Source organism: Candidatus Cloacimonadota bacterium (genome assembly GCA_020532085.1).
Taxonomy (GTDB): domain Bacteria; phylum Cloacimonadota; class Cloacimonadia; order Cloacimonadales; family Cloacimonadaceae; genus Syntrophosphaera.
The window spans coordinates 1-15,076 of the sequence record JAJBAV010000003.1; the positions used below are offsets into that span (position 1 = coordinate 1).

The window sequence follows — 15,076 nt, forward strand, 5'->3', positions numbered from 1 at the left end:
AAGATGAAAACAATGCAATTGGTCGCTTGGCCTTACATAGATTGTGAGTAACGAGGGATATCAGATGCCCTCAAACAACCTGAGAAACAATGAGTTGGAATTTACACCAACATTTGGGACTCTACAGAGCGAACCGTGTTTCGATATTAGAAATCAGATAAAACTTGACAGATTCCATTGACGGAAAAATACTGCGGATTAAAAGTTGGCAAAGCTTTTCAACCATCCCCGGGAGTTTGGTATGCGCAGAAGTATGGGGGTATTAATGCTTTGGGTGCTGTTTCTGCCGGTCTTGGCCGCGCTGGGAGCGCCGTATCTGAAAACAGAGCCTAGCAGAGACTCATTCTGGCGTTTGGCCTCTAGCAATTGTTACTGGGAAACATATGGCCATGCCGGCGGCTCTAAAGGAACTGTCACCAACTATTTTTACGATCCGGAGCATGCCCGCCACCTGGACAGCTTGACGGTGAATACGCACTATTCGTCGGATAGCATTGGGCGCGAATACGCCACCTATTCATATCAGCTGTTTCCCGGCTATTATGAAGTTACCGAAAACTGGTTCAACCGAACTTATCCTCCCCAAGCACTAACTCGGGTGACGGTCTCCCGCTACACCTACCAGGACCTGATTTTAAGCGTACGCATATACAATTCCCAGAACATTTTGGGCGAAGAGACCACTTACAGCTACGACGCGGCCGGAAACCTGACCCAGAGGACAAGATCGACCTGGCTGGGACAAGCGTGGGAAATCAGGGAACAGGAAAGCTGGGTTTACAACAGCGACAACTTGCTGACAGGCAGGACTTTATCCGAATGGGTCCATGGCAACGGGCTGCTCGAAGAGACCGAGACCGAACAAAGGTTCTACAGCACCCGCGCCACGCCCGACAGCATTCACAGCTGGTATCTGGAAGGCGGTTACTCATTCGACTACGAATACGCGACCCGTTCGCTAAACCACTTCGACGCCCAGGGAAACGTGGAACTGAAAGAGGAGTGGATCGTCCGGACCCAGGTTCCGGGCGGCAGTACCGCCACTACCTTCAGGCAGTCATTTTCCGGCTTCACGCCCAGTCCGCGGGGATATCTGCCTCTGTGGACAAGAATATACAACAGCTACGACACCAGTACCAGCGGGGACAGCACACATATCTACTATGAATACAGCGCGGATTTCCGCCAGGCAGACCGCGACTACATATATTACCTCGGCAGCGGCAGCATTACGGAAAGTTCAACCCAGTTTTACAATGAGGCCTGGATCCTCACCCGCGAACTTGGGAATTTCGCTGACCCCATTTTTAACAATTTCCAAAGCTATGATAACAGCTGGGCTTGGGAATATGTGGAGGAAACTAACCCGCCGGGGATCCCGCCGGAACTTTTCGGGATCACGGGGATCGCGCCAAACCCGTTTGCCACCCAGGCCAAAATCAACTTTTTGATGGTGGATCACGGCAGCGCGCGGATCAGTATTTACAACCTGCGTGGGCAAAAACTGAACTGTTTCAACCGGGACAACCTCGATCCGGGCGAACACCAGGTTTTGTGGGACGGAAAGGACAGCCGGGGCAACCTGGCTCCTCCGGGAATCTATCTGGTTCGGCTGTCCACCATCCAAGGCACTGATGTGGAAAAAATGATCCGGTTGAAATAGCGGAGCGTGACTCCTCCGGAATGCATTTTACTGGGAACTGAGGATTTTGGGATTGACACAAACAGCCCGGCAAAGAGAATTGCATCCAAGAATAGATGGTGCTACTTTCAGGTAAAAGGGAATCCCGTGAAAAGCGGGAGCGGTAACCGCCACTGTAAGCGGCAGATAAGGCCAGTTCGGTCACTGCGCGAAAATGCGTGGGAAGGCCGGGCTTCCAAAAGGCCGCCGCGAGCCAGGAAACCTGCCACCGATTCCGGAACGCTTATACGGATTATGTAAGCCCGGAACAGGTAGCGCGATCCCTGTTCAACTCAAAAGAATAAGGTGAACGCTATGCCCAAGACAAAACAACTGATAATGGCGCTGGTTTTGCTGCTGACGCTGCAGTCGATTTCAGCCGCGGAGATCTTCGTGGTGAATTCCGCCTCCCGCACGCTTTCCCGCATTGATACAGACAGCGGCAGCGTGAACAATTCCTTTGCCCAGCTGGGCCTGAGCCCCAATCTGATGGACCTCGACGCCCAGCACATCTACGTGGTCTGCTCCGGCGATAACGCCATCCAGGTGCTGGACCGGTCCAGCGGAGCGCATCTGCGCTACCTTCCGGTGGCGGCTTCCTCCAATCCTTACGACGTGCTCAAAGTGGGGGATTTCCTCTACGTGACCGGCCTGTTCACCGACAAGGTTTACAAGCTGAGCCTGCAGAGCAGCTCGGTGGTGGGGTCCGTGGAGGTGGGCGTAGCACCGGAGGGACTGTGTTCGGACGGCAGCCGTCTCTACGTCTGCAATACAGGCGGCTACCAAAACAACTACGCGAACAGCTCCGTGAGCGTGATCGACCTGGCCTCTTTCAGCGTGGCCGCGACCGTGCCCACCTGGACCAATCCTCAATACGCGGAGCTTCGGAACGGTTCTCTGCACGTTTCCTGCACCGGAAACTGGACCGACGTGGCGGGCAAGCTGGACATCATCGACCTGGATACCTTGGAACTGGCCTCCCGCCTCGATGTGGGGGGAAACCCCGGCTCTCTGTGGATCAGTCCTGACGGCGTGGGCTACATCGGCGAAGGCTATGGAACCGCGCTCTACAGCTACAATGCGGATACCCACAGCCTCGAGCATGGCGCGGCCGATCCGCTGAATTTCGAGGCTTCGCTGGTATCCGGAAATGCCAGCCTGATCGCCCTGCTGAAGCAGAATTGGGCCTCAAACTCCTTAGTGCGGACCTACAGCCATGACCTCATTCTGCAGGAGTTTTTCGAGGTGGGGCTGTCCAGCTCGGACATCGTGGTCGCTCCGGAAGTTACCGCCGCGGAGGAAGAATTGCTTCCCGGAGCCATGCGTGGGGTTTATCCCAACCCCGTCAGGCGGGGAGGGACTCTGTGTCTGAGCGATAGAGCCGAAGCGGGGGAATTCCGCCTCTACAACCTGAAGGGACAAGTGATCAGAAAGTTTCCACTGGCCAAGGGAGAAAGCTCCCTCCGCCTGGACGGACTCCCCGCCGGAGTGTATCTCTGGACGCTTGGAGGCGCGAACACCGCCAACCGGGGAAAACTGCTGATCGGCGATTAACTCAGATTTTGCTTGACGCTTCAGCCGGAAATCAAAAAGGTGTCCGATACCTAATTATGATACTTTCCAAGGAGTTATGATATGAACTACTTTCTGAGCGACGACCAGCTGGAGATGAGGGAGATCGCGAAACGCATCGCCGAAGAAAAGATGCGCCCACTCTCCGAGAAATATGACGAGGAAGGCATTTTCCCCTGGGACATCGTGGAAGTGATGCGCCAGAGCGACCTTTTCGCCATCCTGGTGCCCGAGGAATATGACGGGATCAGCGGCAAAGTGACCGACCTGGTGGTGGTAACGGAAGAGCTTTGCGCCGTGGACGCCGGCATCGCGCTGGCTTTTGGCGCCACCGGGCTGGGCATGTATCCCATCACCATCGCCGGTTCGGAAGAGCAGAAGAAGAAGTATCTGCCCCAGATCGCGGCCGGAGAGCAACTGGCGGCCTTCGCGCTCACCGAAGCCAACGCCGGATCGGACGCCGGGGCCATCGAAACCACCGCCCGCAGAGAAGGCGACCACTACATCCTGAACGGCACCAAACAGTGGATCACCAACGGCGGCGAGGCCGGCATCTACACTGTTTTCGCGATGACGGACAAGACCAAGGGCGCGCGCGGCTGTTCCTGCTTCATCGTGGAAAAGGGCACCCCCGGCTTCAGCTTTGGCAAAAAGGAAAACAAGATGGGCATCCGGGCCTCCGCCACGCGTGAACTGATCTTCGAGGACTGCGCGGTGCCCGAGGCCAATCTGATCGGACGCGAAGGCACCGGCTTCATCACCGCGATGAAAGTTTTTGACAAATCCCGCCCCATGGTGGGGTCGCAGGCTGTGGGCATCGCCCGCGGTGCCTTTGAAGCGGCTGTCAGATATTCCCGCGAAAGGCAGCAGTTCGGCAAGCCGATCTCGAGTTTCCAAGCCGTGCAGTTCATGCTGGCGGACATGGCCACCCAGATCGAAGCAGCCCGGGCCCTGGTGTGGCAGACCGCGAAAATGATCGATGCCGGCGAGCGTAATTACAGCAAGGAATCCGCCATGTGCAAATATTTCGCCTCGGATGTGGCGATGCAGGTGACCACCGACGCGGTGCAGATCCTTGGTGGCTACGGCTACATGAAGGAATATCCGGTGGAAAAGATGATGCGCGACGCCAAGATCCTGCAGATCTATGAAGGCACAAACCAGATCCAGCGCGGGATCGTGGCCGCGAACCTGCTCAAGGAATATTGATGCACGAGTGGATCAAGGAATTTCCGGCCGCCATCACCGTCTGCGACAAAGACGGCCTGATCCTGGAGATGAACGCCAAAGCCTGCTCCACCTTCGCCAGCCACGGCGGCGCGGCGTTGATCGGCACCAGCCTCTTCGACTGCCATAAACCCAGCTCCGTGGCCCTCATCAAAGAGATGCTGGCCACTGGGGGAAACAACGTTTACACCATCGAAAAACAGGGCGTGAAAAAACTCATCTACCAGCAGCCTTGGTACCGGAACGGAGAACTGGGCGGTTTGGTGGAAATCTCTTTGGAACTGCCGGAGGATATGGCGCATCATGTCCGCGCCTGAAAAACTGCTGCTGCACAGCTGCTGCGCGCCCTGCCTGATCGCCCCGTATCAGCAGCTCAAGGCTGAAGGGATAAGCGTTTCGGTGCTGTGGTACAACCCCAATATCCATCCCGTCACGGAATACCGCCAGCGGCTGCAAACGCTGAAGGACTTCGCGCAGCGCGAGGGCTTTGAGCTGTTCGTGAACGACGCTTACGGCCTGCGGGATTTCGTGAAAGCTGTGGCGGACAGGCCCGACGCGCGCTGTGAACACTGCTACCGCGTCAGGCTGGAGATGGCGGCCAAAACTGCTGCTGACCATGGCTTTGAAGCCTTTTCCAGCACGCTGTTCTACAGTAAATACCAAAACCACGGGCTGATGAAGGATATCGCGTCCGAGATGGCGGAAAAATATCAGGTGAGCTTCTTTTACCGGGACTGGAGAGAGCTTTGGGACGAGGGGACACGGCTATCCAAGGAAGCTGGGATGTACCGCCAGAAATACTGCGGCTGCGTGTTCAGCGAGGAAGAGCGCTACCTGAAACGGAAGTAAACCTGGGCGTTCAGCCCAGCGCCACATCCAGAAACATCATCACGGCGAAGCCGAGCATCACCCCCAGGGTGGCCAGATGCGAGTGCTCGCCTTTTTGGGATTCGGGGATCACCTCTTCCGCCACCACAAAGATCATGGCTCCGGCGGCAAAGGCCAGGGCATAGGGCAAAATTGGCTTGGCGATAATCACCAGCGCCGCTCCCAGCAATCCTCCCAGCGGTTCCACCATCCCGGAAAACTGGCCCCAGAAAAAGCTTTTACCTTTGGACATCCCCTCCCGCCGCAGCGGAATGGAGAGGGCCGCACCTTCCGGCAGATTCTGGATGCCAATGCCCAAGGTGAGGGCCAAAGCCCCGGCCAGAGTGGCGTCTGCGAGTCCGGAAGCGTAGGCTCCGAAAGCCACGCCCACGGCCAGGCCTTCCGGAAAATTGTGCAGGGTGACGGCCAGGAACATCAGGGTGGATTTGCCCCAGGGGGTTTTCAGGCCTTCACGTTCGCCCATCTCGTCGCCAGGATGCAGATGCGGCAGCACCCAGTCGACCCCCCGCAAAAACGCCCCGCCCAGCAGAAAACCGATCAGCGCTGGCAGGGGATTACCTCCGCTGAGGCCGATGGCTGGGTTGAGCAGGGACCAAAAGCTGGCCGCGATCATCACCCCCGCGGCGAAACCGAGCATGGTGTCCAGCAGCCAGGGTTTGATGGTACGGAAAAAGAAGACGAAGGCGGAACCTACGGCCGTCATCAGCCAGGTGAAGCCTGTTCCCAGCAGGGCCAGCAGAATGGGATCCGAGATCGTCAGCGCGTTCATGAGTAGAATTTCTCGATGGCTTCGAGCATCTGCCGGATGGCGGCCTGGGTGTCGTCCACGGCCAGGGTGCGCTTGTCACCGTTGTCGAAGGTGAGCACCACGTTGCCCAGCACCCGGCTGATCTCTCTGATCTTGGGTATCACGATGTAACTTTTGCCCAGTTGTTCGTCGTCGTAGGTGAAGATAGCTTTCATCGTCACTCCTGAATTGCATGCCGGGCTTAGCCGGAATAGCGTTTGAGGTTGCAGGTCTGGCTGGTGCGTTCGCCGGGGCGGAGATATTCGGCGAGGTCGGCCTCGAACTCGATGAGGGTGTAGTCCGGATCATCGTAGCCGCGGAAGTATTCGTCAAAAAAGAAGCAGCGCTCAGAGGCATCGGCCTTGAGCGCCGCGTTCGTGACAATTTTGGCAATGCCGGTGAGGCGGATGTAGCCTGTGTTTCCGGATTCATGCAGAGGCACGCAAACCTCCACCCACTTGTTGGCAGCGATCTGGCCGACCTTGGCGTCTCCGCTGAAGGTGGCGAAGAAATAGCGGTCGTCGTGCATGAACAGCACCACGGGACGCACCCGAGGCTGTTTTTTATCGACCGTGGCCAGATAAACGTATTGGTTCTGGCTGATCCAGGCCATGATCTCCTGCTGCAGGGAAGATTCTGAGGTGCGCGCCATGGGGCAGCCTTATTTGCTGAGGTTGATGGCCTGGATGATGGCCTGGTTTTCCTGCTTGGGGTTGTCCCGTTCGTCCCGGGGCAGTTTTTCGATCTTGTGCACCACGTCCATGCCGCCGGTCACTTTGCCGAAAACGGTGTGTTTGCCGTCCAGCCAGGGTGTTCCGGGTTGCTTGGTGACGATGAAGAACTGGGAACCGTTGGTGTTGGGACCTGAATTGGCCATGCAGAGGTAGGAATAGAGCACGGGGGCCTTCAGGGTTTGCTTGCGCAGGGGTTCAGCGATGCCGGTGCGGTTTTGGTACCAATCAATTGTCTTGCCGTAGAGCGGGTCGGGTTTCTGTTGCTCCTGCACGGCTTTCACGATGTCGAAGATCTCCTGCTGGGGATTCTGGGCCGACTGCATGTAGGGGATGATGAGCTTGGTCCAGACGAGCATGGCGGTTTCTTCGTCGTTGACTTCGCCGGTGAGCTCTTCGCCCAAGGCGTAGCATTCGTCCTCAAACTGGTATCCGGGCCCGCCCATGCCGTCGTTGGCGCGGTCGGCGTCCTTGGTGTTGGGGTCCCCGCCCTGGATCATGAAATCCGGGATCACGCGGTGAAAGTAGGTTTGGTTGTAAAAGCCTTCAGCGGCCAGTTTCAGAAAGTTTTCCACCGTCTTGGGGGCCAGGTTGGGCCAGAGTTCCAGCTCGATGTTTCCCTGGTTGGTTTCGATCACGGCGTTCTTCACTTGGGCATCTTTTTCCAATTTTTCCTCCAATTGGGCGGCTCCGGCCGATTTGAGTTCACTGGTCTGGCAGTTCAGCAGGCTGAGGCTGAGGGCCAGGACCATCGCCACAAGGGCTATCTTCTGAGGGGTTTTGAGCATGTTGTGTCTCCTTGCTTTTGTAATATTTGAGGTTCACCCGGCCGGCATCGATCTCCAGGTAGCTGTGGTGGCGGGTCCAATCGCCGCTGTTGGCGTAGGTCCCACCTTTCAGCTGGCTTATCCCGGGGCGGTGGCAGTGGCCCATGCAAACCAGATCATAATCCTTTTTTTTCACCATATACTCCGCGTAGTGGCTCAATCCCGCACTTTTTTTGGACTGGAGCAGGGCGGAAACCTGGCGGAACCGGCTGGAGCGGGAGAGCTTGGCTCCCAGTCGCAGAGCGAGGTCCGGATGGAGCAGGGAAAAGAGCTTCTTGCTGAGCCTGAAGCGGATCAGGCGGCGGAAAAACTTGTAGCGGAAGTCGTTCACGGTGTGTAGATCACCGTGGGTGAAGAGCATTTTGATGCCATCCGCCTTCAGGCTGTAGGCATCGTTGTAAACCTTCACGTCCAGATAATCGCGGAAGAAATCGTTGAACCAGAAATCGTGGTTGCCGCTGATCAGAACCAGCCGGCAGCCGTGTTCGCGGATCTCAGCCAAACGGTGCAGAAAAGGGAAATACTGTTTGATGATGGTGAAGGTCCAGTCGAACCAGAGGTCGAAGATATCGCCGTTGAGCACCATCAGGTCATACTTGCCCACGGCCTGTTTCAGAAAATCGAGGGCCAGGCTGGCGTTGGCGCGGTCGTAAGAGTCTCTGGGAGCGTATTTGTAGTGCACGTCGGAAAGCACGCAGATGCGCATCTCAACCCCGGGAGAGCAGGTAATAGATGATATTGCAGCCGAAGCGGAGAGCGTTTTCGCGCAGTTCCGGTGGGTCTTTGTGCGTGGCCGGGTCCGCCCAGCCGTCGCTGATGTTGGTCTCGTAGGTGTACAAACACATCAGGCGGCCGTCATCGTCAAAAATGCCAAAGGCCTGGGGCGGCTTTTCGTCGTGCAGATGGATCTTGGGGACACCGCGACTGAAATCGAAAAAGCTGGTGAAGAGGGGAAAAGAGCCGTCCAGTTCCACGAGATCGTACTCGGGAAAGACGCGCTTGATCTCGCGGCGGAAGGAGGGGTCCATGCCATAGTCGTCATCGGCGTAGAGAAAACCTCCGCGCAGCATCCACTGGCGCAGGTTGGCCACCTCGCGTTCGTCCCAGCGGATGTTGCCGTGACCGGTGAGATAGACGAAGGGATATTCGAAAAGCCTTGCCTCGCCGGCCTTGACCACGCTTTGGTCCAGGGGAAAGGCGGTGTACAGGCTGGCATTCACGAAACGCGCCAGATTGGGCAGCACCTCCGGATCGTTGTACCAATCTCCCCCGCCATCATACTGAAGCCGGGCAAAGCCGGTGGTGGTGGCGCTTCCGGTTACCGCGCCCAAGGCGGCGGAAAAGAACAGGAGCAAAGCCGGAAGCAGGTTTCGGGGCATCTCAATTCACAATGTTCAGGTTCACGCAGACCAGGGAATCTGCCGTCACCACGTAGAAACAGCTGTTGTAATCGTCGTATTGGGAAAGGTATCGGAGCTCCTCCGGCAAGGCCAGTTCACTCATCAACTTTCCCTGCTGGCTGTCCAGAATTGCCATCCCCCGCTTGAGCGGGACCACGGTGATGCATTTGTCGATGCGCTTTTCCTGGGCGGGCGTGATCTCCAGCATGGCCAGATTGGCCTTTTCGTTCGCCAGGGCCTGCAGTGACTGGTTCCAGACCTCATTTCCCCTGGGATCAAGCCCCAGGGTGTTGCCATTGGTGAGGGTTACGTTCAAACCAGCAGCCGTGGGCAGGATCGCGCCCACCGGCGCGGGATAGTTCTGTTTCCAGAGCTGTTCGCGGGTGGACAGTTTATAGGCGTAAATATCAGCCCCGCTGGCCAGAAAGACGTTCTGCTGGTTGAAAGCGGGTGAGGAGGTCACCCGGAAAGGCAGTTCCAAGCTCCATTTCTGAACCAGTTGAACATTTCGGGCCGGCATGTTCAAAGCGGTTTTGGCCTGTTCGATCTTTTCGGTAACCACTTTTTGGGCGCGATAGAAACCCACGCCGATGATGCGATTGCCCAAAGCCATGTAAACTATGGCCAAAGCCGTGCCCAGCAGCAGGAACAGACTGCTGATCTCCAGCTTGGTGAGGCGGCGTTTTTGGGGTTTGGCCAGCGGGGTTTGATGCTTCAGGATCAGCCACAGCGCGGGGGAGGCAGCGCCAAAGGATTCCACCAGCGGCTGCAGGCTGTTCACGTCCGGTGAGTTTCCAAACACCTTGGCCGCCACTTTCCCGGGCAGCACGAGCAGGCTTTCGTTTTCTTCCAGATGGAACTTCTGCGGCTTCACCCGGATGTCTTCTTCCGAAAGACCCAAAAGGTTCAGATCGCGCAGGGTTTGCACGTGATAGTTTTTCCAGTGCCGGCCCACCGTTTCCAACTTGTTGCCTTGGGTGACGGCACAGAAAAGGCGGCCAAACTGCACGAAATAGAGATCGTGGTCGTAACAAACCGCGAAGAAGAGGGAAACGCCCTTTTCCCGCAGTTCGGTGCGGCGCAGGCTGGCATGCAGCTTCCAGTGGAAGTCCGCGAAGAAGCTCTTGAGCCAGTTTTCTATCTCCATCTTGCTGATCTGCAGCACATTGGCATTCAGAAGTTCAAGTTTCACCTCGGCCTGGATCTCTTCCAGGCAGACGTCGTTCTCCTCGTGGGTCACACAGAGGAACCAGGCGTAGCGGCCGTCCTGGGAGGACTGGTGTTCACAGCTGCTTTGCGGGGGCAGGGCGTATTTGCTTTGGAGCTTGATCATCTTATTTCCACCATTTGATCGTGCTGCGCCAAAAAACCCGCAGCAGCGTGGGCAGGTCCATCAGCATGTTGGTGTAGGCCGCGTTGGCCAGGGGGCACCAACACTGTTTTTTATGGATGGAGCGGCGCTCGAGTTCCGATTCGTGGTTGAACCAGATCTCACGGAAATTGTATTTGCCGGAGCGCAGGTTGCCCAGAGACCTGGCCTTGATGCAGCAGCTCCAGACATCCCCGTCCGGCGAGATCTGGGCTGAGGCTACTCCGGAATAGCAGGGCAGCACCTGGCGTTCGTCGCGCAGAATGCGTTTCACCAGGTTGTAATACTCGATCCTGAAGGCCATGGTGATCTTGTTCATCCCCTTGTACTTTTCGTTTTTAATGCGGTGAATGAGAAAATCGATGGCGGATTTATAGGCCACGAGGCTGGGTGTGATATTGGCACCGATGGTATCCAGCTCCACCCTCTCCTCGGCGATCTCGGTGATGTAGGAATCCGGCTTGAGGCGTAGCAGTTCGTTGGCGATGGCCGGGAAGGTTTCCACATTGAGCTGGGAGATCACGGTATGGATGCCCACCGCCAGGTTGGGCACCTGCAGGGCCTTGAGTTTTTGGAAGGTGCCCACGGCTTTTTTGTAGTTGCCGGGTACTTTGCGGATCTCGTCGTGTTGCTCTTCAATGCCGTCCAGGGAAACGTTGATGATCACCTGGGCCTTGGGGCAGGCTTTGGCGATGGCGGCGGTTTTTTCCACGATGGTACCGGTGAGGATGCCGTTGGTGGGAATGTTGATGATGTGGGGCCGCGAGCTCTGGTAGATGGTGGAGACCACTTCCACGATGTCCTTGCGAAGAAACGGCTCTCCACCGCTGAAAGTGATCCAGTAGGGCGATCGGCCGATCTTCTTGAAGGCTTTCGCGTATTCATCCACCGTGAAGTTCTGGGCCTTCTTTTTCCAAATGTTGCAGGTGCTACAGCGTGAATTGCAGGTGTAGAGCAGGCTGACGGTGTAGTTCATGGGCAGGAGGCGGGGAAAGCCGAGGTGTTTCATCAGCCAGTATCCGAGCATCCTGAATAGCAGAGTGAGCATGTTTTCTAAATTTTCCTTAACGGCCCAGGTCCTTGGTGGACCGGGCGATATCCCAGGCGAAGGGGTTTTTGCCTTTGGCGTAATAATCCCAGGCGCCCAGCAGACGGCAGTAGATCTCCAAAGCCATCACGGCAACAACTTTGGGTGCTGAGGCAGGGCGCTCGCGCAACTCGTCGAAGATGATCCGGAGCAGGGTGCCGCCGTCTTGGGAAACAACCCTGTAGTCCTGTTTTTGCTTCAGCCAGAGATGGCCGTTCTGGATGCGGCGGCGCTGTTTGATGAAATCCTTCAAATTCGTGGGGCCCTTGTTGCTGATGACGGCTTCCGGTATGTAACGCAGTTTTAGCCCGTGCGAACGGACGATGGCCTCGATGCTGGCTTCGTCAACGGCCGAATCGGCCGGGATGGAATCCATGAGTTTGCGGAAGGCTATCATCTCACCCAGTTTGGGCGAGATCATGGCCATGCGGTGATGCAGGCGCCAGAGCAGATGCACGGCGAAGCCCATGAAAGTGTTGGCAGGATTCACGGGAACGGGTCTGCCGCCGCTGGCCCCCACCTTTGGGTCGGAGAAAGCCGCAGCCAGTTTTTCGATGGTGGCGGGCGCTGGGATCACGTCGCCGGAGATCACCATCAGGATGGGTGAAACGGCTTCCGCCAGAAAGAGGTTGATGGCGCTGGATTTACCTTCCCGCCTGGCCTGGCGGATCAAGCGCACCCGCGGTTCGCCAAGGGCAAAATCCTCCACCAGGGCGTCGGTTCCGTCCGTGCTGGCGCTGGAAACCACAATGATCTCCGCGATCCTGGCCCGCTGCAGTTTCTGGGCGCAAAGGGCTTCCAGCAGGGGGATAATGTTGTCCGCCTCATTGTAGGCAAACACACCCAAAGAGCAAATCAGAGCGTTATCCCGTTCCAAAATTGCCTCAGCCGGGCAGGCCCTCGATGCTCTCGCGTGCGCGCAATTCCTTGTTCAGGGAATCCAGGATCCCGTTGAGGAACTTCACCGCGCCTTCACCGCAGAATTTCTTGGCGATCTCGAGCGCTTCGTTGATCACCACGGCCGGGGGAGTATCGGTGAAAAGCAGTTCATAGACCGCGATGTGCAAAACGCCACGGTCCATGCGGGAAATGTTGGCAACGCTCCAGTGCTCGCTGTGTTTCTCGATTTCCTGGATGATCTCGGTCCGGTTTATGATCGCGTTTTTCACCAGATCATCGGCAAAATCGACCACCGGTGCTGAGTTCTGCAGCTTTTCCAGCTCGGCCAGCTCGTTCAACAGCTCCGGATAGCTGTTCAACATCCCGTATTCCAGAAACTCTGGATCCAGTTCCCGGAAATCAAGCGCGTACAAGGTTTGAGCCGCCAGCTCGCGGGACTTACGCCTCAGTCCCAAGCTTGAGTTCCGCCATTAGGTTCAGCATTTCCAAAGCCGCGCTGGCAGCGGAAAAACCTTTGTTCCCTGCTTTGGTGCCGGCGCGTTCCAGGGCCTGTTCGATCGTGTCGGTGGTAAGCACACCGAAGATCACGGGTTTGGACTGGCTCAGGGCCACCTGGGCCACACCCTTGCTAACTTCGGAAGCCACATATTCAAAGTGGGGAGTGCCTCCCCGGATCACCGCGCCGAGGCAGATAACGGCGTCGAACCTGTCGCTCTGGGCCGCGGCCTTGGCCATTTGCGGGATCTCAAAGGCGCCGGGCACCCAGATCACCGTGATGTCATCCTCTGAAACTTCGTGACGGACCAGGCAGTCGATCGCCCCTTCCATCAATTTTCGGCTCACCAGTTCGTTAAAGCGGCTGACCACCAGGGCGAAGCTGTAGCCCTTTGAAACCAGATTACCTTCTATGGTTTTCATTGCATCTGCTCCTTTTCGCAAGGATTTTTTCCATGAAAGACCATAATATTCAGGGCGCTGATTAAATCAAGGAAAATCTTTTTCGGGAGGCTGGATAAGAATGCTGAAGGTGCCGCGGCCGCTCTTTCACCAGGATCAGCTTTCAACGTGAAACATCAACCCCGATTGACACGGTTCGAATGGCATAACCGAGATGTTTGGACCAGCGCGACATCCGGTGCCGCTTTGGGCTTGGCCGAAAATTTGGTTGACGGAAACAGAGTATCCAAAAATGATGGATGAACTAAAACTATGGTGCGAAAATGAACAGACTATTCCAACCCGAATTAGTGAAGATAGTGGATGGTTTCGAAACGAAATCCGAATGTCTGACCTATATGACAGCCCTGCTGGCGGAAAGCGGCTGCCTCAATTTTCCCGACCGGTTTTTGGCCGCGGTGCAAGGCCGCGAAGACATCATGAGCACCGGCATCGGCAAAGGCGTGGCCATCCCGCACGCGCGGGACCTGACCGTGACCTGCATCAAGGTGGCGGTTTGCCTGGTCCACCAGCCTTTAGAGTATGAAAGCGTGGACGACCTGCCTGTCCAGTTGGTGTTCATGATCGCCGTTCCCCAAAGCGCCAGCAAAGAATATATGAAGATCCTGCGCTCGCTCTCCGAATACCTGCGGCAGAGCGAGAACCGCAATGCCCTGATCAACGCAACCAGCGAAACGGAATTGTACCATGATGTGCTCAAAATTGAAAAGATCATTGCTGACAGCATTAATGCTTAGCGTCTGTCTGCTGCCTTTGCTGGCGGTGAACGACGAGGCCGGCACCACCGGTTTCGCCAGCCTGAAAAACGTTTATTCCGCCCGGGCCATCGCCATGGGCCAGTCTCTCACGGGTGAAACCAGCAATCCGGACGGGCTGCATTTCAACCCCGCCTCCATCATCAAGATCGACGGCAATGAGGTTGGAACCACCTACACCAACGCTTTCGTGGGCTCCCAGGGCGGCCAGTTGCAGTATCTCTGGCCCAAGGACCGTTTCACGGCCTGGGGTTTTGCCCTCAAATACATGAATCTGGGCCTGATGGAACGCACCGAGGTAGACCAGAACGGCGACCTGGTCTCCACCGGCGAAACCTTTGGCGCGAGCAATATAGTCGCCAGCGCTTCCCTGGCCAAATACATCTCGGACGCCGTGGACCTGGGTGGTTCCCTCAAAGTGATCTACGACCAGATCGACAGCAGTTCCTCCACAGCCGCAATGCTGGATCTGGGCCTCATCCACCATCCGGCCAACGAAAAACTCAAGATCGGGCTCAGCCTGCGCAACATCGGCCTGCAGCTAACCCGCTACTCGGATTCCGATTACAAGGAAAAACTACCCTTCACCTTCGCGGCCGGCATGACCTACGATTTCAAGCCCGGACTGATGGCCAGCCTAGAGATCGGCAAGGCCACCGGAGAAAACATTGTGGGCAAGGCCGGGGTGGAATACGAACTCACGCCCGCCTTCGACCTGCGCGGAGGTTTCAGGACCAGTGCCGGGGACGGCTATAACGGCGGGACTTTGGCCTTCCTTTCCGGGCTTTCCCTGGGTGCCGGCTGGAACTGGAACAATTACCGCGTGGATTATGGTGTTTCCTCCTACGGCGACTTGGGCTGGATCAACCAGCTTAGTCTCAGCTACGAATTCTGA

At 56.7% G+C, this 15,076-nt stretch carries 18 protein-coding genes and 1 riboswitch; of the genes, 7 read left to right on the forward strand and 11 right to left on the reverse strand.

Translation table 11 applies throughout. The features are described 5' to 3' along the window. The first annotated feature begins 241 nt into the window (after positions 1 to 241). The 5 genes from LHW45_01485 to LHW45_01505 all read left to right on the forward strand — a co-directional run bounded on the left by LHW45_01485 (position 242) and on the right by LHW45_01505 (position 5,329). Positions 242 to 1,663, forward strand: a complete 1,422-nt coding sequence (locus LHW45_01485) for a T9SS type A sorting domain-containing protein (protein ID MCB5284249.1) — start codon at positions 242 to 244, stop codon at positions 1,661 to 1,663. A 79-nt stretch (positions 1,664 to 1,742) separates the two neighbouring features. After that, a riboswitch (cobalamin riboswitch) is annotated at positions 1,743 to 1,927 on the forward strand. A 69-nt stretch (positions 1,928 to 1,996) separates the two neighbouring features. After that, positions 1,997 to 3,235 carry a T9SS type A sorting domain-containing protein gene (locus tag LHW45_01490; protein ID MCB5284250.1) on the forward strand — a complete coding sequence of 413 codons (1,239 nt, stop codon included), beginning with the start codon at positions 1,997 to 1,999 and terminating at the stop codon, positions 3,233 to 3,235. Between the two features lie 81 nt (positions 3,236 to 3,316). After that, complete coding sequence (locus LHW45_01495) at positions 3,317 to 4,462, forward strand: acyl-CoA dehydrogenase family protein (protein MCB5284251.1); 1,146 nt, start codon at positions 3,317 to 3,319, stop codon at positions 4,460 to 4,462. After that, entirely contained in the window at positions 4,462 to 4,797 is a 336-nt protein-coding gene (locus LHW45_01500) for a PAS domain-containing protein (protein MCB5284252.1), read from the forward strand. The genes LHW45_01495 and LHW45_01500 overlap by 1 nt, the downstream gene beginning before the upstream one ends. Beyond that, entirely contained in the window at positions 4,784 to 5,329 is a 546-nt protein-coding gene (locus LHW45_01505) for an epoxyqueuosine reductase QueH (GenBank protein ID MCB5284253.1), read from the forward strand. The genes LHW45_01500 and LHW45_01505 overlap by 14 nt, the downstream gene beginning before the upstream one ends. A 10-nt stretch (positions 5,330 to 5,339) precedes the next feature. On the opposite strand, the gene LHW45_01510 is transcribed toward LHW45_01505, so the two are convergent. The 11 genes from LHW45_01510 to ribE are packed head-to-tail and all read right to left on the reverse strand — an operon-like array spanning position 5,340 to position 13,387. Continuing rightward, a complete protein-coding gene (locus tag LHW45_01510) occupies positions 5,340 to 6,137 on the reverse strand; it encodes a ZIP family metal transporter (protein ID MCB5284254.1) in 798 nt (265 codons plus the stop codon). Continuing rightward, positions 6,134 to 6,331, reverse strand: coding sequence for a hypothetical protein (locus tag LHW45_01515; GenBank protein MCB5284255.1), 198 nt, complete (start codon positions 6,329 to 6,331; stop codon positions 6,134 to 6,136). The genes LHW45_01510 and LHW45_01515 overlap by 4 nt, the downstream gene beginning before the upstream one ends. Before the next feature lie 26 nt (positions 6,332 to 6,357). Continuing rightward, a complete protein-coding gene (locus LHW45_01520) occupies positions 6,358 to 6,807 on the reverse strand; it encodes a pyridoxamine 5'-phosphate oxidase family protein (GenBank protein ID MCB5284256.1) in 450 nt (149 codons plus the stop codon). A 9-nt stretch (positions 6,808 to 6,816) separates the two neighbouring features. Continuing rightward, on the reverse strand, positions 6,817 to 7,638 hold the full coding sequence (locus LHW45_01525) for a peptidylprolyl isomerase (GenBank protein ID MCB5284257.1): 822 nt from the start codon (positions 7,636 to 7,638) through the stop codon (positions 6,817 to 6,819). Next, a complete protein-coding gene (locus LHW45_01530) occupies positions 7,592 to 8,419 on the reverse strand; it encodes a UDP-2,3-diacylglucosamine diphosphatase (GenBank protein MCB5284258.1) in 828 nt (275 codons plus the stop codon). The genes LHW45_01525 and LHW45_01530 overlap by 47 nt, the downstream gene beginning before the upstream one ends. A gap of 1 nt (position 8,420) precedes the next feature. After that, positions 8,421 to 9,092 carry a DUF4159 domain-containing protein gene (locus LHW45_01535; protein ID MCB5284259.1) on the reverse strand — a complete coding sequence of 224 codons (672 nt, stop codon included), beginning with the start codon at positions 9,090 to 9,092 and terminating at the stop codon, positions 8,421 to 8,423. Position 9,093: 1 nt separating this feature from the next. After that, positions 9,094 to 10,446, reverse strand: a complete 1,353-nt coding sequence (locus LHW45_01540; protein ID MCB5284260.1) for a PQQ-like beta-propeller repeat protein — start codon at positions 10,444 to 10,446, stop codon at positions 9,094 to 9,096. Position 10,447: 1 nt separating this feature from the next. After that, positions 10,448 to 11,530 carry a radical SAM protein gene (locus tag LHW45_01545; protein ID MCB5284261.1) on the reverse strand — a complete coding sequence of 361 codons (1,083 nt, stop codon included), beginning with the start codon at positions 11,528 to 11,530 and terminating at the stop codon, positions 10,448 to 10,450. A gap of 16 nt (positions 11,531 to 11,546) precedes the next feature. Next, a complete protein-coding gene (locus tag LHW45_01550; protein MCB5284262.1) occupies positions 11,547 to 12,446 on the reverse strand; it encodes a glycosyltransferase in 900 nt (299 codons plus the stop codon). Between the two features lie 7 nt (positions 12,447 to 12,453). After that, on the reverse strand, positions 12,454 to 12,924 hold the full coding sequence (nusB, locus tag LHW45_01555) for a transcription antitermination factor NusB (protein MCB5284263.1): 471 nt from the start codon (positions 12,922 to 12,924) through the stop codon (positions 12,454 to 12,456). Continuing rightward, a complete protein-coding gene (gene ribE / locus LHW45_01560; GenBank protein ID MCB5284264.1) occupies positions 12,908 to 13,387 on the reverse strand; it encodes a 6,7-dimethyl-8-ribityllumazine synthase in 480 nt (159 codons plus the stop codon). Before ribE ends, nusB begins: the two co-directional genes overlap by 17 nt. Positions 13,388 to 13,689: 302 nt before the next feature. Here ribE and LHW45_01565 point away from each other — a divergent pair, with 302 nt between their 5' ends. Together LHW45_01565 and LHW45_01570 are read left to right on the forward strand one after the other, a co-directional pair. After that, positions 13,690 to 14,163 carry a PTS sugar transporter subunit IIA gene (locus tag LHW45_01565; protein MCB5284265.1) on the forward strand — a complete coding sequence of 158 codons (474 nt, stop codon included), beginning with the start codon at positions 13,690 to 13,692 and terminating at the stop codon, positions 14,161 to 14,163. After that, entirely contained in the window at positions 14,141 to 15,076 is a 936-nt protein-coding gene (locus LHW45_01570) for a PorV/PorQ family protein (GenBank protein ID MCB5284266.1), read from the forward strand. The genes LHW45_01565 and LHW45_01570 overlap by 23 nt, the downstream gene beginning before the upstream one ends.

Excerpts from the sequence above, each read along its gene's own strand:
- LHW45_01485 (MCB5284249.1), top strand. The coding sequence starts at position 242 with ATGCGCAGAAGTATGGGGGTATTAATGCTTTGGGTGCTGTTTCTGCCG.
- LHW45_01490 (MCB5284250.1), top strand. The coding sequence starts at position 1,997 with ATGCCCAAGACAAAACAACTGATAATGGCGCTGGTTTTGCTGCTGACG.
- LHW45_01495 (MCB5284251.1), top strand. The coding sequence starts at position 3,317 with ATGAACTACTTTCTGAGCGACGACCAGCTGGAGATGAGGGAGATCGCG.
- LHW45_01500 (MCB5284252.1), top strand. The coding sequence starts at position 4,462 with ATGCACGAGTGGATCAAGGAATTTCCGGCCGCCATCACCGTCTGCGAC.
- LHW45_01505 (MCB5284253.1), top strand. The coding sequence starts at position 4,784 with ATGTCCGCGCCTGAAAAACTGCTGCTGCACAGCTGCTGCGCGCCCTGC.
- LHW45_01510 (MCB5284254.1), bottom strand. The coding sequence starts at position 6,137 with ATGAACGCGCTGACGATCTCGGATCCCATTCTGCTGGCCCTGCTGGGA.
- LHW45_01515 (MCB5284255.1), bottom strand. The coding sequence starts at position 6,331 with ATGAAAGCTATCTTCACCTACGACGACGAACAACTGGGCAAAAGTTAC.
- LHW45_01520 (MCB5284256.1), bottom strand. The coding sequence starts at position 6,807 with ATGGCGCGCACCTCAGAATCTTCCCTGCAGCAGGAGATCATGGCCTGG.
- LHW45_01525 (MCB5284257.1), bottom strand. The coding sequence starts at position 7,638 with ATGGTCCTGGCCCTCAGCCTCAGCCTGCTGAACTGCCAGACCAGTGAA.
- LHW45_01530 (MCB5284258.1), bottom strand. The coding sequence starts at position 8,419 with ATGCGCATCTGCGTGCTTTCCGACGTGCACTACAAATACGCTCCCAGA.
- LHW45_01535 (MCB5284259.1), bottom strand. The coding sequence starts at position 9,092 with ATGCCCCGAAACCTGCTTCCGGCTTTGCTCCTGTTCTTTTCCGCCGCC.
- LHW45_01540 (MCB5284260.1), bottom strand. The coding sequence starts at position 10,446 with ATGATCAAGCTCCAAAGCAAATACGCCCTGCCCCCGCAAAGCAGCTGT.
- LHW45_01545 (MCB5284261.1), bottom strand. The coding sequence starts at position 11,530 with ATGCTCACTCTGCTATTCAGGATGCTCGGATACTGGCTGATGAAACAC.
- ribE (MCB5284264.1), bottom strand. The coding sequence starts at position 13,387 with ATGAAAACCATAGAAGGTAATCTGGTTTCAAAGGGCTACAGCTTCGCC.
- LHW45_01565 (MCB5284265.1), top strand. The coding sequence starts at position 13,690 with ATGAACAGACTATTCCAACCCGAATTAGTGAAGATAGTGGATGGTTTC.